Genomic DNA, 14,555 nt, shown 5'->3' on the forward strand with positions numbered 1-14,555 from the left:
GCGGCGGCCGAGCTGCCGTTGATGGGATCGGTGGAGGCCATGCGGGTCTTTCAGTGGGAGGCGGTGTTCACTGGCCCATCTGCAGCGTTTTCAGCAGCAGCGTCTTGGCGGTGTTCATCACTTCGATGTTGTTCTGGTACGAGCGCGAAGCCGAGATCATGTTGACCATCTCCTCGACCGCGTTCACGTTGCTGTAGGTCACGTACCCGTCGACGTCGGCCTTGGGATGCTTGGGATCGAGCACGCGGCGCCCGGGCGTCTGGTCTTCGCTGACCTGCGTGACCTGCACGCCGGCGGCGGTGGCCGCGGCCTCGCCCGGCGCGCCGAAAGGCAGCGTCTGGAACACGACCTGGCGCGCCTTGTAGGCCTGGCCGTCGGGCCCGGCCACGGTGTCGGCGTTGGCCAGGTTTGAGGCCACCACGTTGAGCCGCTGGCTCTGCGCGCTGACGGCGCTGCCGCTGACGTTGAAGATGTTCAACATCGACATATGGGTTCTCCTTACTGGCCGGTGATGGCGCTGAGCATGGTGCGCACGCTGCCGTTGATGAAGCGCAGCGTGGCCTCGTAGTGCACCGCGTTGTCGGCGAAGGACGCGCGCTCGCGGTCCATGTCGACGGTGTTGCTGTCGAGGTTGGTTTGGCTGGGCGTGGCGTACTTCAGACCCGTTTCGCTGCGTGCGCCTGCCGCCGGGCTCAAGTGCCCGGGCCGGGTGGCCGATAAGGCATTGCCGGGCTGCGCGGCGCCGGTGGCCTCTCGCAGTGCAGCGCCGAAATCCATGTCGCGGGCCTGGTAGCCCGGCGTGTCGGCGTTGGCGATGTTGCTGGCGATCAAACGCTGCCGCTCCGAGCGCAGGAGCAGCGCTTCGGTCTGGAAGTTCAGCGAATTGGTGAGGCGATCCAACATGATGGTGTGCCGCTGCGGCCACGCTGGGTGGCGATGGGGCGATCTTGAGCGCCACCGTACAAAACATGAGCGGGAATAGCGGGCACTTTCGCCGCCAATTCCCGCCGCAGCCTCGCGGCGCCGCACTTAGAGTGCCGAGGCAATGAAGAGCACGACACCTTTGTTTTCCCGCGCGCTTCGGCGTGCCGCACCGGCCTTGCTGGTAGCGCTGCTGCTCGGCGCTGCACCGCTAAGCGCCGAGGAAGCCCCTGCGGCGCAGGCGCTTGCGCAAGCGTTCGAGGAGCGGGCCCGCAGCCTGGCACTGGAAAGTGCCCGGCCGGCCGACGGCCTGCGCGTGGAGATCGAAGTGGGCCGCCTCAACCCGCGCCTGCGGCTGGCGCCCTGTGAGCAGGTCGAGCCCTATCTGCCCAATGGCTTCAAGCCCTGGGGCCGCACGCGCGTGGGCCTGCGGTGTCTGAGCGGCCCGAAGCGCTGGAATGTCTATCTGCCGATCACCGTAAAGGTGTTCGGCCCCGCCCTGGTCGCGTCGAGCGCGCTCGCGGCGGGCACGGTGCTCGCCGAGGCCGATCTGCAGGAAGCCGAAGTCGATCTCGCTGCCGAACACGGCGCGGTGTTGACCGATGCGCAGCAGGCGGTCGGCCGTACCCTGACGCGCATGGTGAGTGCCGGCGACGCGCTGCGCAGCAGCAATGTGCGGGCGCGCCAGTGGTTCGCCGCGGGCGACACGGTGCGGCTCGTCGCGATCGGCACCGGCTTTTCCGTCGAGGGCCAGGGCCGCGCGATCAGCGTCGGTCTGGACGGCAGTCAGGTGCGCGTGCGGACAGAAAGCGGGCGGATCGTCACAGGCTTGGCGACGGGCGAGCGAGAGGTCGAGGTACGGTTGTGAGACCGGCTTGTTTCCCTCGACTGGCTCGCGGCCGGCGCTGCTGTTACAAATCAACCCTTCAAGTTCACCGCCAGAGCGTCGATACCCCACCATGTTGAACCGTCTGGCGGCCTTTGCCCCGGACTGCAGGAGTCCCTCATGAAGATCGGTATCACTTCCACCCCGGCGGCCGATGCGGCCACGCTGTCCCGTGCCAACGCCGAAGCGGGCGCCGCCGCAGCCAAGGCGCGTGGCGCCACCCAAGCGCCGGCCTCGGACGCGAGTTCGGTGCAGATCTCCAGCGCCGCCACCGGCCTGATGGCCCAGGCCGCCACGCCGGAGTTCGACGCCGCCAAGGTCGAGCGCATCAAACAGGCGATTGCCGACGGCAGCTTCAAGATCGACGCCGCGGCCATTGCCGACAAGCTCATCTCCAACGCGCAAGAGCTGCTCGGCGCTGCCAAGCGCTGAGCCGCCGAAGCTTTTCTTCTCGGGTGGCGCCTGCCTGGCAGCCACCTGCCGATTCTGATTCTGCGAGCACCCTTCTCAGCCCCGCCATGCAAAGCACCGACCGCAGCTCCGCCTCGCTCCCTCCCGCCGACGACGCGCTCGAGGCGGTGATCACCGATGTCGAACTGCGGCTGGCTGGCTTGGCGCAATCGCTGCTGGAGCGAGACGGCGGCGCCATCGATACCGCCGCCACCGCGTTGCAGCAGTCGCTGGCTCGCGCCCTCGACACCGTGCGCCGCGCCGCGCGCCAGGGCGCCGTGCCGCCGGCCTTGCGACAGCGTCTGGTCGTTGCGAGCGGCCAGGTGGCCACTCAGCGCAACACCCTGGCCCGAGCCACGGCCGCGCTCGACCGGGCCATCGAGGTGCTGCTGCCGCGCGAGGCCTCGGGTTACACCGCGAATGGCGCTGCCGCGCTGCAGGCACACAGCGGTCTCGCGCGGGCCTGATCGAAGCGGGCGGCGCCGGAGCGCGCGGCTCAACGCTCAGCCCCGGCCCGTGACGGGACAGGCGGTCGACCGCAGCTCGAGCCGTCGAAACACAATGCGGTTCGAACCGGCGGCTCAATGCACCACGTAGGGCCGCAGTGCCTCCGGGGTGCGCATGTCCTGCGGCATCTCGAAGGTTTCAAGGGCAGCGCCGCGCATCTGTGTCGGAACGTCGGCCAGGCCGCGCCGATCGCTGTAGTCGTGCACCGGCGCGTCGGCCGCCTCGGCGGCGTGTTCCACGGAGCGCGCGCAGGCTGAATCCACGGCGGTCACGGTTGCCACCGAAGCGAGCGCAACGGCGGTGCTCAGGCGATGCGGGTTCCCATCGTGCAAGCGGGCACCGAGCGTGGCCATGTCGAGCGCGTCGCCGCCCACGCGGGCCCAGAGCCAGCGCGTGGGCCGGGCCGAGGTGAGCAAGCCGAAACCCGTGGCGATTTCCCTCAGGCCGTAGGCGCGCAGCAGCAGTTCGTGACCCTGCAGACCGGTGGCTCGCGCCACGGCACGCGGTGCGAGCAATTCAGCCATGCCCAGCGCAATGCTGAACAGACCCAGGCCGCGCGCGTTGCGCAAGGCCGCCCGGCCCCGGTGTGTGCTGTTGAGCTTGGCGAGCTGGTTCATGCCATCGCTCCTTGCGCTTGCGGCTTGCGTTGCTTCGGCGTTTGCCCGGGCTTGATCACCACCTTGATGCAGCCGTCGTGCTTGTCGCGGAAGGTCTTGTACATGTCGGGGCCTTCCTCGAGGCCCACGGTGTGGGTGATGACGAAGGACGGATCGATCTGGCCTTCGTCGATCCGGCGCAGCAGATCGTCGGTCCAGCGGTTCACGTGGGTCTGCCCCGTGCGCATCGTCAAGCCCTTGTTCATGAAGGCGCCGAACGGGATCTTGTCGATCAGCCCGCCGTAAACCCCAGGCACCGAAAGGATGCCGGCCGGGCGGCACACGTACATCATTTCGCGCAGCACGTGAGGGCGGTCGGTCTCGAGCATGACCGCCTGCTTGGCGCGGTCGTACAAGCCGTCGATGGAACGCGTGGCGTGCGATTCCATGCCGACCGCGTCGATGCATTTTTCCGGTCCCTTGCCGTTGGTCAGGTCCTTCAGCCGCTGGAGCACGCTTTCTTCGTCGAAGTTGATCGTGATGGCACCGCCGGCGCGCGCCATGCTCAGGCGCTCGGGCACGCGGTCGATGCAGATCACCTGCTTCGCACCCAGCAGCACGGCACTGCGGATGGCGAACTGCCCCACCGGCCCGGCGCCCCAGATCGCCACGGTGTCTTCGGGCTGGATGTCGCATTGCACTGCGGCCTGCCAGCCGGTCGGGAAGATGTCGCCGAGGAACAGCACCTGCTCATCGGTCAAATTGCTTGGCACCTTGACCGGCGCCACGTCGGCGAAAGGCACGCGCACGTACTCGGCCTGGCCGCCGGCATAGCCGCCCGTCAGGTGCGTGTAGCCGAACAGGCCCGCCGTGGTGTGGCCGAACACCTTGTCGGCCAGGTCCTTGTTGCGGTTGCTGCGCTCGCACACGGAAAAGTTGCCGCGCCGGCACTGCTCGCATTCCCCGCAGGTGATGGTGAAAGGCACCACCACCCGGTCGCCCACCTTGAGCTTCTTGTTGTTGGCGCCGACCTCCATCACCTCGCCCATGAATTCGTGGCCGACGATGTCGCCCGCTTTCATGCCGGGCATGAAGCCGTCGAAGAGGTGAAGGTCGGAGCCGCAGATGGCACAACTGGAGACCTTGATGATGGCGTCGCGAGGGTCCTCGATGCGGGGATCGGGAACGGTGTCACAGCGGATGTCTTTCTTGCCGTGCCAGCAAAGGGCTTTCATGAGGGGCTCCAGGGAATCGTCGGCGGACGGGAACCCGCCCTGCGGCAATTGCCATTCCCATGGCCCGACGAGCCGGCGCTTCGGCCGGGCGCGGGCCGCTATTCCTCGTAGCTCACCAGCAGCACCTCGGCCGCCTCCTCACGCAGCGGGATGAGCGCAGCGTAGGCGGCAGAGCGGTACCAACCCTCGGCGGCGGCGGCATCGGGAAAGCGGATCACCACCGTATCGGTGTGCGACGTATCGCCGCTCAAGAGGCGCGCACGCCGGCCGCGCAGCAGGATCTCGCCCTGCCAGATTGCCAGCGTGGCCGGCACCGAAGCGTGGTACTGCGCCCACTTGTCGGCATCCTTGATGCGGATGCTGCCGATCACGAAGGCGGAAGGTGTTTGCGTCATTCGGGTTGCTCCTTGTGCAGGGGCCGCGTGCCGGGCCGGTGCGGCTCACGCTGGTCATCGCGCTGCGCTTCGGCCGCGCGCAAAGGATTCTGGCCTCGGCGGCGGGCACACGAGGCCATTGCGCGCGCTATAAGCTGCGGCTTCGATCAGGAGCCGCGCGATGGAACAACCGAGCAAGACCTCGACCCCCTGCACACGCATGAAGGCCGCATCGGCCGTCGCGCTGCTGCTCGCCGCCGCCGGTTGTGCGACGACCGAGATCGGCGCGCAGTGGACCGATCCGCAGTTCCAGGGCCGCTCGCTGCGCGACACGACCGTCCTCGTGGTGTGCGAAGCGCCCGACGCTGCCGTCAAGCGCCTGTGCCAGGACCGGCTGGCCGCCGAAGTGGTTGCCCATGGCGCCACCGCGAGCATCGCGCCCGACGACCTGCCCAACCCGGTGCCCGGCCGGGAGCAGGCGACCCGCGCCTATCTGCCGGCCGCCCGCGCGGCAGGCGCACAGGCGGTGCTGAGCGCCGCCGTGGTGAGCGAGATGTTGCCCCTGCGCCCTTCCGGCCCGACTGTCGGCATTGGCGTCGGGGGCTTCGGCAGCGGGCGCATCGGCGTGGGCGGCGGCATCGGCATCTCGCTGCCGATCGGCGGAGGCGGCCCCGCCTACCGGCAGGGCCTGAACGGCGCGTTGACCGACGTGGCGAGCGGCAAGCTGATGTGGAGCGGCACGGCCACCGCGGGGGAATCGGGCGATGCCGGGGCGCAACTCAGCGAGTTGACGCGGGCGGTGGCGGAGGCGGCGCAGAAGGCGGGGTTTTTCTAGAACAGCATCTGGCAGACCGGGCTTCGGACCGCCCCGCCCCGAGAAAAGCACCGTCCCCACCCCGCTTATCCCGCTCAAGTTGCGGCCTCGCGCCGGAAGAATCCCCTGACCCCGGACTCTTCCCTCACGCGACCCGCCCATGGCCGACCAAGGCGCCCAAGACCGCAACCTGCCAGCCTCGGAGCGCAAGCTCCGCAAGGCACGCGAGGACGGCCAGGTTGCGCGCTCGCGCGACCTCGGGCATCTGGGCGCCGTCGCCGCCGGGCTGGCGATGCTGGCGCTGCTCGCGCCCACGGTGGCGGGCTGGCTCGAGACCCTGGTGATACGGGGTCTCACCTTCGACCGCGGCACAGTTGCCGCACCCGCTGCCATGAGCGAGCGGCTGGCCGAATTCGGCGTGCAGTTCACCTGGGCGGTGGCGCCGCTCGGCGGCGTCATGATGGCGGTGGCGTTGGCCACGGGCATGGCGCTCGGCGGGTGGAACTTCAGCGTCAAGGCTCTGAAGCCCAAGTTCGAAAAGTTCAATGTGCTCACGAGCGTGCCCAAGCTGGTGTCGATCGACAGGCTGATCGACACGCTGCGCACCTGTGCCCTCGCACTGGCGCTTGGCACGGTCGGCGGGCTCTACCTCGCCTTTCACTTCGACGACTTCGCCGCCGCACTGGCGTTGCCGCTGCCGGCCGCCGTCTCGCATGTGGGCGGCGATGTGCTGGCGGGCCTGGGACTGCTGGTGCTGACGCTGGCTGTCTTCGCGGCGTTCGACGTGCCGATCCAGGTGTTCCAGCATGCCAAGCGCCTGAAGATGAGCCACCAGGAAGTCAAGCAGGAGCACAAGGAGCTCGAGGGCAACCAGGAGATCAAGGCCAAGGTGAAGGTGCGCATGCGCGAGATGGCCAACCGCCGCATGCTGGGCGAAGTGCCCAAGGCCGACCTGGTGGTGATGAACCCGACCCACTATGCAGTGGCACTGAAGTACGACGAAAGCAAGACCGGCGCACCGCGCGTGGTGGCCAAGGGCGCCGACCTGATGGCGATGCGCATCCGCGACGCCGCCAAGGGCGCCGACGTGCCGGTGCTGCAGGCCCCCGTGCTGGCTCGTGCGCTCTATGCGCACGCCGAGCTCGACCGCGACATTCCGGTGGCGCTGTACAGCGCGGTGGCGCAGGTGCTGGCCTACGTGTATCAGTTGCGCGCCGCGATGAGCGGGCGCGCGCAGATGCCGGGCGCGCTGCCTGAGTTGCAGGTGCCCCGTGAGCTCGATCCGCACAACGCACCCGCCGCTGGAGCGACGGCATGAACCCCATGCTCGCCCAAATGCACGGCCTGCTCGGCAACCACCGCTTCATCCGCAGCTTCGCGGTGCCGGTGCTGGTGCTGATGGTGCTGGCGATGATGGTGCTGCCGCTGCCACCGCTGGCGCTCGACCTGCTGTTCACCTTCAACATTGCCTGCGCGCTGATGGTCATGATGGTCTCGGCCTACATGGTCAAGCCACTGGACTTCGCGGCCTTCCCCACCGTCATCCTGCTCACCACGCTGCTGCGCCTGTCGCTCAACGTGGCCTCCACGCGCGTGGTGCTGCTCGAGGGCCACACCGGCCCCGGCGCGGCCGGCCAGGTGATCGAGAGCTTCGGCCACTTCCTGATCGGCGGCAACTTCGCGGTCGGCCTGATCGTGTTCGCGATCCTGGTGGTCATCAACTTCATCGTGGTGACCAAGGGTGCGGAGCGCATCGCCGAAGTCGGTGCGCGCTTCACGCTCGACGCCATGCCCGGCAAGCAGATGGCGATCGACGCCGATCTGAACGCCGGCCTCATCGACGAGAAGGAAGCCAAGCGCCGCCGCATCGAAGTGGGCGACGAAGCCGAGTTCTACGGCTCGATGGACGGTGCCAGCAAGTTCGTGCGCGGCGACGCGATGGCCGGCATGCTGATTCTCGTCATCAACATCGTCGGCGGCCTGATCATCGGCATGGTCCAGCACGACATGTCGGCTGGCGCCGCGGCCGACAGCTACATCCTGCTGGCCATCGGCGATGCGCTGGTCGCGCAGATTCCGGCGCTGCTGATCTCCGTGGCCGCCGCGCTGGTCGTCTCGCGCGTCGGCAAGGACGAAGACGTCGGCGAGCAGATGATCGGCCAGCTGTTCAAGACGTCCAAGTCCGTGGCCATCACCGCCGGCGTGATCGGCCTGCTCGGCGTCATTCCCGGCATGCCGCATCTCGTGTTCCTGCTCATTGCCGGGCTGCTCGGCTGGCTGGCGTACTGGATGAGCCAGCGCGAAGCCAAGGCGAAGGCCGCTGCCGCGGCGGGACCGGCCACCGCGAAGGCCGGCCCGGCGCCCGACGCCGAGGCGAGCTGGGACGATCTGCAGCCGGTGGACACGCTGGGCCTGGAAGTCGGCTACCGCCTCATCGCGCTGGTGGACAAGGAACGCCAGGGCGACCTGCTCGCGCGCATCAAGGGCGTGCGCCGCAAGTTCGCGCAGGACGTCGGCTTCCTGCCGCCGCCCGTGCACATCCGCGACAACCTCGAGCTGCGCCCGAGCATGTACCGCCTCACTTTGCGCGGCGCGGTGGTCGGCGAAGGCGAGGCCTTCCCCGGCATGCTGCTGGCCATCAACGGCGGCAACGTCAGCACGCCCTTGATCGGCACCAGCACCACCGACCCGGCCTTCGGCCTGCCCGCCACCTGGGTTGAGGAACGCCAGCGAGAAGCGGCGCAAATGGCCGGCTATACGGTGGTTGATTGCGCGACCGTGGTCGCGACCCACCTTTCACACTTGATGCAGGTAAACGCAGCTCGCCTGCTGGGACGCGTGGAAACGCAGCAACTGGTCGAACACGTGACGAAGCTGGCACCCAAACTCATCGAAGACGTGGTTCCCAAGATGGTTCCGATCGCCGCACTCCAGAAACTGCTGCAGCTGCTGCTCGAAGAGGGCGTGCACATCCGCGACATGCGCTCGGTGATCGAGGCGTTGGCCGAACACGTGGGCGGCAACGCCAACCTGGCCAACGACCCCACCGAGCTCGCCCGCCGCATCCGCGTGGCACTCGCCCCGGCCATCGTGCAACAGATCTATGGCCCGGTGAAGGAGCTTGAAGTGATCGCCATCGAACCCGAGCTCGAACGCCTGCTGGCCCAGGCGCTCACCTCCGCGCACGGCCCGGTGCTCGACCCCGGCGTGGCCGACACGCTCACTCGCTCCGCCGCCGATGCCTCCAAGCGCCAGGAAGACCTCGGCCTGCCGGCCTGCCTGCTGGTGCCCGACGCCATCCGTTCGCAGATCGCCCGCCTGCTCAAGCGCAGCGCGCCACGCCTGAAGGTGCTCTCGCACAGCGAGATCCCCGACACGCATTCGATCCGTATCGCGTCAGTTATCGGTGCAGCAGCGTGATCAATACAGCATTCAACGATTCGAGGGGCAGCGCATGAACGTCCAACGCTTTACCGGCCGCACATCGCGCGACGCGATGCAAAAGATGCGCCAGACGCTCGGCGACGACGCCGTGGTGCTTTCCACCAAGCCCTGCGCCGAAGGCATCGAGATGCTGGCGATGGCGCCGCAGGCGCTGGCCGCCATGCACCAGATGGCCGCCGCGCAGCAGACGCCCGCCGTGCAGCAGGCGCCCGCCGCCCTGCCCGCACCGGTCAAGCAGGCCGCCCGGTCCCAGCCGGCCCAACCGGCCCCGCCGGTCGCCCGGCCGGCCAGCGCACCCGATGTCGCCAACGACGCCGAACAGCTCGCGATGAGCACGCTGTCGTTCCAGGATTACGTGCGCGAGCGCATGCTCAAGAAACGAGACGCCGCGCTGCGCGCCGAGGCCGAGCAAAGGGCCGAGACGCAAAGCACCGCACGGGCCGCCGCGGCCGTGGTCGCCGCCGCCGAGCCGGTCGAGCAGCGCCTCGCACGCAGCGTCGCACCGGCCCGTCGCGAGGCGATTGCAGAAGAAGCACCGCATCGCGCCACGCCATCGATTGCCGAGCACGCCCAGCGCGAGCCGCAGCACGACGCCGCCATGATGAGCGAGCTGCGCTCCATGAAGGGCCTGATCGAGGAGCGCTTCGGCGCCCTGGCCTTCATGGAAAAACTCCAGAAGCAGCCCGAGCAGGCCCGCCTGACGCAAAAGCTCCTCGACTGCGGCTTCTCGCCCCTGCTGATCCGCAAACTGGTGGTCGGCATGAAAGGCGATATCGGCGACGAACAGGCCTGGGCCGCCGGCGTGCTGGAGCGCAACCTGATCACCGGCGAGGACGAAGCGCCGCTCGAAGACCAGGGCGGCGTCTACGCGCTCATCGGCTCCACCGGGGTGGGCAAGACCACCTCCACGGCCAAGCTTGCCGCCGCCTTCGCCACCAAGCACGGCGCCTCCAACCTCGGCCTGATCACGCTCGACGCCTACCGGCTCGGCGCCCACGAACAACTGCGCGCCTACGGGCGCATCCTCGGCGTGCCGGTGCACACCGCGCACGACCGCACGGCGCTCGAAGACCTGCTCGAGCTGCTCTCGGCCAAGAAGATGGTGCTGATCGACACCGCCGGTGTCGCCCAGCGCGACACCCGCACCCGCGAGCTGCTGGAAATGCTCGGCCACCGCTCCATCCGCAAGCTGCTCGTCGTGAACGCCGCGGTGCAGGGCGAGACCATCGACGACGTGATGATTTCCTACCACGCCGCCGCCTGCAAAGGCATCGTGCTGTCCAAGCTCGACGAGGCCGTCAAGCTCGGCCCGGCGCTCGACGCGCTGATCCGCCACAAGCTCAAGGTGGTGGCCGTGGCCAACGGCCAGCGCGTGCCGGAAGACTGGCACCGCCTGTCGGCCCAGGCGCTGGTGCACCGCGCGCTGCGCGCCGGCGGCAGCCCCGCCTACCGCTTCGATGCCAACGACATGAACCTCGTGTTCGCAGCACCCCAGCCCGCTGCGCGAGCGCAGCGCCCGGCTGCGCCCGCGTTCTGAAAGCCGCGGAGAACCGCATGAGCAGCCGCACCCATCGCGCCCCCCCGCCCGCCACCGACAGCTGGTTCAACCAACTCGACGAACTGCCGCCACGACCGCGCATGCCGCTCGCCGACTACCTGCATGCGGCCGATGCCGGCCTCGATCCGCAAAGCGCGGCCGATGCGGCTCTCCATTCGGCAGCCGGCAGGCCGATCGACCAAGCCCAGGGCCTGAGGCGGCTCTTCACCGGCCACACGCTGCGCTTCGTCGCGGTGGTCTCCAACCCGAACCTCGCCTTCGGCGGCGCGCTGCTCGAACGGCTTTGCACGGCATATGCCGAGCTGGGCCTGTCGACCCTGGTGGTGGATGCCGGCGAGCGCTCCCGCGCGCCGAGCGAGCTGGCCAGCTTCGATCTCGCCGAGGGCGTGGACGTGCTCAGCCCGCAAGTGCGCTTCCTGGCCGCGCGCGGCCTGGCGCTGCGCTTCGTCGATGCCAGCGGCTCCACCTCCGGCTTCCTGGACGCGGTGGCCGAGGCGGCCCCCGATGTCGATGTCGTATTGCTGCATGCCAGCGCCGCCGACCTCGCACGCCTGCTGACCCGCCGCGTGCACGAGATGCAGGCGCACGCGCTGCGCCCCATCGTGCTGTGCGACGAGCAGAACGAAAGCATCACGCACGCCTACAGCGCGATCAAGCTGCTGGCGCTGCGCAGCGGCCTGATGGCGCACGACCTTCTCATCAGTGCCGAGCCCGGCTCCCCGCGCGCCGCCCTGGTGGCCGAGAGCGTGGCGCGCTGTGCCGATGATTTTCTGGATGCTGCGCTGCACGACTGGGTCGCCATCGATCCAGTCGAGTCGGCCACCGATGCGCCGAGCCCCGCACTGCAGCACCTGGTGCGCGAGCAACTCGCCTGTGCATTGCGGCAGCGCACCGGCGACAGCGGCTTCGGCGCGCTTTGCAGTTCGGCCGGGCCCGCCTCGCACGGCTCGGCCCTGCCGGCATTGACCCAACGCCATGGCCCGCGCGCGCAGCGCCGGCCCTGATCTCATTCCCCGCAACACGCCAGATCCCGAAACCGGAGCCCGAGCCATGTACACCGCCACAGGTCGCCTCGAGACCAACGCGATGCTCAAGCAGTACTCCCCGCTGGTGCGGCGGCTCGCGCATCAGATGATCGCCAAGCTGCCCGCCAACGTGGAGATCGACGACCTGATTCAAGTCGGCATGATCGGCCTGGCCGACGCTTCCACCCGCTTCGATGCCGCACAAGGCGTGCAGTTCGAAACCTTCGCCACTCAGCGCATCCGCGGCGCCATGCTCGACGAGCTGCGCGGTGCCGACTGGATGAGCCGCGGCAGCCGCAAGCAGCAGCGCGAGATCGAAACCGCGGTGCGCAAGCTCGAGCAGGCCCACGGCCGCGCGCCGGCCGAAAGCGACATCGCCCGCGAGATGGGCATCACGCTGACCGCCTACCAGGAGCTGCTCGGCAAGGTGCGCGGCACGCAACTCGTCTACCTGGAAGACATGAGCGGCGACGACGGCGACCACGACTTCCTGGACCGCCACGTCGCCGACGAGAACGAGAACCCGCTCGGCATGCTGCAGGACCGCCGCATGCGCGAGGCGCTGATCGCCGCCATCAAGCTGCTGCCCGAACGCGAGCAGTTCGTGATGAGCATGTATTACGAGCAGGACATGAACCTGAAGGAAATCGCCGCCGTGATCGGCGTGACCGAATCTCGCGTGTGCCAACTGCACAGCCAGAGCATCGCGCGCCTGCGCGCCCGGCTGCGCGACCATTGACCCGGAAAGGGCGACACCGTGTTTGCCTTGCTGAAAAACAGAAAACCGGCCGCCGTTGCACCGGCGCCGGCGCCCGCCGCGCCCGACCTGCGCGATGCCGTGCTGGCCATCTCGCGCCAGGCCTCGCGGCTCGGACACGACGCCGCCGAAGTGCGCGGCCTCATCGAGGACACCGCCCGCATCAGCCAGCAGCAGGCAAGCGCCGTGCAAGCGCTGGCCGGGCAGGTGACCGAGGTGCAGCGTGCCCAGGGCGGCATCGCGGACACCACCACCGAGAGCCTGAAAGCGGTGGAGCGTGCGCGCGAGGCTGTGGCGATGGTGGGCGCCGAAGTGAGCGGCATCGTCGAAACACTGAAACAGGTAGCGGCCGCTGCAGGGCAGATTACGCAGATCGCACTGCAGACGCGGCTGGTCGCGTTCAACGCATCGGTCGAGGCCGGGCGTGCCGGCGAGGCCGGCCGTGGCTTCGGTGTGGTGGCCGGCGCGGTGAAGGACTTGTCGGCGCAGGTCGAGGCCTCGTCGAAAGCGATCATGAGCACCGTGGCTGAACTGAACAGCCGGGTCGGTGCGCTGGCGCTGGAAATCCAGTTGCCGAACGACGCACAAACCGATCCAGCCAAAGGTGATGCAGCGAAAGGCGCGTTTCACCGCGCGCTGGCCGAAGTGCAGGACGGCGTGGGCCGCATCAGCGTGGCGGCCGAACAGAGCCGCGGCATCTGCGACGGCCTGAGCGGGCAGATGGGCGCCATCGAGCGCGAGATGCAGCGCTCGGGCCAGTCATTGACCACCGCCAACACGCGCAGCGAAGCTTTTCTCAAGGTCAGCGAAACGCTGATCGAGGTGGTGGCCGGCTGCGGCGTCGACACCGACGACACGCCCTACATCCGCGGCGCGCAGGAAGCCGCCTCACAGATCACCCAACTGCTCGAAGACGCGCTGCGCACGCAGGCCATCAGTGAGGCAGACCTGTTCGACGAGGCCTACCAGTCGCTGCCCGGCACCAACCCCGCACAACACACCGCCCGTTTCGTCGCACTGGCCGACCGGCTGTTCCCGCAAGTGCAGGAACGCCTGCTTGGCCTGAGCGACAAGGTGGTCTATTGCATCTCGGTGGACCGCAACGGTTATGTGGCCACGCACAACAAGCAGTACTGCCATGCGCAGCGATCTGGCGACGTGACCTGGAACACCGCGAACAGCCGCTACCGGCGCATCTTCAACGACCGCACCGGCCTGGCTTCAGCGCGCAACACGCGGCCGTTCCTGCTGCAGACCTACCGGCGCGACATGGGGGGCGGGAACTTCGTGGTGATGAAGGAAGTGGCGGCGCCGGTGGTGGTGAACGGGCGGCACTGGGGTGGGGTGAGGTTGGCGTTCAGGTTTTGAGCGTTGTGCCCTCAGCAAAACGGCGCCCGCGGGGCGCCGTTTGCGTTTCGACGCCTACAGGCGACCGCCCCAGTACTCTGGCTCGCGGCTTTGATGCACCACAGCGAAGATTTGCGGTCCCTTGCGCTCGTTTTCCGCATAGACGACCGTGTTCGGAAACTTGTCGAAGTGATAGACGCGCAGGTCGCCGTCCAAGTGAGGGCGGCGCTGCTGATTCTCGACAAGAAGATCCAGGACCCGCTCGTACTCGGCCTGGAAAGCCTCGGCAATTGCTCTACTGGCGTGCGTCGCGTAGTAGAGGGCCGCGTCACCCAGTTCGGTTTCGGCGTCAGGGGGAATCCAGTGGCTCACGGCAGCCTGGCTCGGATGCGTGCCAGCGCCTCGTCTCCGCGCGCCATGGCTACCTTCCCGCTTCGAACATCCTCGTGACGGCGAAGAGCGAGTTCCGTCCAAGGCTTCTGCGCCCTTGACTTGGGCTCGAAACTGGCAATCAGGCGCTCGAGCAGTCGAGCACGATCTTCCGGCGGAAGACCGAGCACTTCTGCTTCAAGGTCGTGGACTGGGGTAATCATGGCGCCTCCTGACACTGGGAATCAATTGGGAGATTGCCACACGAGAGG

Annotated in this window: 17 protein-coding genes; 10 read left to right on the forward strand and 7 right to left on the reverse strand. The window is 68.4% G+C overall.

Annotated features, from left to right (window positions below):
• Positions 1–67 precede the first annotated feature (67 nt).
• Together flgC and flgB are read right to left on the reverse strand one after the other, a co-directional pair.
• A complete protein-coding gene (gene flgC / locus H0W40_RS09670) occupies positions 68–487 on the reverse strand; it encodes a flagellar basal body rod protein FlgC (protein ID WP_292445678.1) in 420 nt (139 codons plus the stop codon).
• Between the two features lie 11 nt (positions 488–498).
• On the reverse strand, positions 499–903 hold the full coding sequence (flgB, locus tag H0W40_RS09675) for a flagellar basal body rod protein FlgB (RefSeq protein ID WP_292445680.1): 405 nt from the start codon (positions 901–903) through the stop codon (positions 499–501).
• 142 nt (positions 904–1,045) lie between these two features.
• Here flgB and flgA point away from each other — a divergent pair, with 142 nt between their 5' ends.
• From flgA to H0W40_RS09690, 3 genes are all read left to right on the forward strand, one after another.
• Positions 1,046–1,789, forward strand: a complete 744-nt coding sequence (gene flgA, locus H0W40_RS09680) for a flagellar basal body P-ring formation chaperone FlgA (RefSeq protein ID WP_292445682.1) — start codon at positions 1,046–1,048, stop codon at positions 1,787–1,789.
• 138 nt (positions 1,790–1,927) lie between these two features.
• Positions 1,928–2,239, forward strand: coding sequence for a flagellar biosynthesis anti-sigma factor FlgM (gene flgM / locus H0W40_RS09685; RefSeq protein WP_292445683.1), 312 nt, complete (start codon positions 1,928–1,930; stop codon positions 2,237–2,239).
• Positions 2,240–2,325: 86 nt separating this feature from the next.
• On the forward strand, positions 2,326–2,724 hold the full coding sequence (locus H0W40_RS09690; RefSeq protein WP_292445685.1) for a hypothetical protein: 399 nt from the start codon (positions 2,326–2,328) through the stop codon (positions 2,722–2,724).
• A gap of 114 nt (positions 2,725–2,838) precedes the next feature.
• Here the strand turns inward: H0W40_RS09690 and H0W40_RS09695 are convergent, their stop codons facing one another.
• From H0W40_RS09695 to H0W40_RS09705, 3 genes are all read right to left on the reverse strand, one after another.
• Positions 2,839–3,381: a hypothetical protein gene (locus H0W40_RS09695; RefSeq protein WP_292445687.1), complete on the reverse strand. Its 543-nt coding sequence runs from the start codon at positions 3,379–3,381 to the stop codon at positions 2,839–2,841.
• Positions 3,378–4,595, reverse strand: coding sequence for a zinc-dependent alcohol dehydrogenase (locus H0W40_RS09700; protein WP_292445689.1), 1,218 nt, complete (start codon positions 4,593–4,595; stop codon positions 3,378–3,380). Before H0W40_RS09700 ends, H0W40_RS09695 begins: the two co-directional genes overlap by 4 nt.
• Positions 4,596–4,693: 98 nt before the next feature.
• Positions 4,694–4,990, reverse strand: a complete 297-nt coding sequence (locus tag H0W40_RS09705; protein ID WP_292445691.1) for a DUF1330 domain-containing protein — start codon at positions 4,988–4,990, stop codon at positions 4,694–4,696.
• A 160-nt stretch (positions 4,991–5,150) separates the two neighbouring features.
• Between H0W40_RS09705 and H0W40_RS09710 the strand changes: the two genes are divergently transcribed.
• From H0W40_RS09710 to H0W40_RS09740, 7 genes are all read left to right on the forward strand, one after another.
• On the forward strand, positions 5,151–5,804 hold the full coding sequence (locus H0W40_RS09710; RefSeq protein ID WP_292445693.1) for a hypothetical protein: 654 nt from the start codon (positions 5,151–5,153) through the stop codon (positions 5,802–5,804).
• Positions 5,805–5,943: 139 nt separating this feature from the next.
• A complete protein-coding gene (locus tag H0W40_RS09715) occupies positions 5,944–7,101 on the forward strand; it encodes a flagellar biosynthesis protein FlhB (protein ID WP_292445694.1) in 1,158 nt (385 codons plus the stop codon).
• A 5-nt stretch (positions 7,102–7,106) separates the two neighbouring features.
• Complete coding sequence (gene flhA / locus H0W40_RS09720; RefSeq protein ID WP_292445732.1) at positions 7,107–9,203, forward strand: flagellar biosynthesis protein FlhA; 2,097 nt, start codon at positions 7,107–7,109, stop codon at positions 9,201–9,203.
• Positions 9,204–9,237: 34 nt separating this feature from the next.
• Positions 9,238–10,764, forward strand: coding sequence for a flagellar biosynthesis protein FlhF (gene flhF, locus H0W40_RS09725; RefSeq protein WP_292445695.1), 1,527 nt, complete (start codon positions 9,238–9,240; stop codon positions 10,762–10,764).
• A gap of 17 nt (positions 10,765–10,781) precedes the next feature.
• Complete coding sequence (locus tag H0W40_RS09730) at positions 10,782–11,789, forward strand: flagellar biosynthesis protein (protein ID WP_292445697.1); 1,008 nt, start codon at positions 10,782–10,784, stop codon at positions 11,787–11,789.
• A gap of 46 nt (positions 11,790–11,835) precedes the next feature.
• Positions 11,836–12,549, forward strand: coding sequence for an RNA polymerase sigma factor FliA (locus H0W40_RS09735; protein WP_292445698.1), 714 nt, complete (start codon positions 11,836–11,838; stop codon positions 12,547–12,549).
• A gap of 18 nt (positions 12,550–12,567) precedes the next feature.
• On the forward strand, positions 12,568–13,935 hold the full coding sequence (locus H0W40_RS09740) for a methyl-accepting chemotaxis protein (protein WP_292445700.1): 1,368 nt from the start codon (positions 12,568–12,570) through the stop codon (positions 13,933–13,935).
• Between the two features lie 54 nt (positions 13,936–13,989).
• Here H0W40_RS09740 and H0W40_RS09745 read toward each other — a convergent pair whose 3' ends face one another.
• Both H0W40_RS09745 and H0W40_RS09750 read right to left on the reverse strand, forming a co-directional pair.
• Positions 13,990–14,286 carry a type II toxin-antitoxin system RelE/ParE family toxin gene (locus H0W40_RS09745; protein ID WP_292445702.1) on the reverse strand — a complete coding sequence of 99 codons (297 nt, stop codon included), beginning with the start codon at positions 14,284–14,286 and terminating at the stop codon, positions 13,990–13,992.
• Entirely contained in the window at positions 14,283–14,507 is a 225-nt protein-coding gene (locus tag H0W40_RS09750) for an addiction module protein (RefSeq protein ID WP_292445704.1), read from the reverse strand. Before H0W40_RS09750 ends, H0W40_RS09745 begins: the two co-directional genes overlap by 4 nt.
• Positions 14,508–14,555 lie beyond the last annotated feature (48 nt).

The organism is Methylibium sp., from assembly GCF_013817345.1.
GTDB lineage: Bacteria > Pseudomonadota > Gammaproteobacteria > Burkholderiales > Burkholderiaceae_C > Methylibium.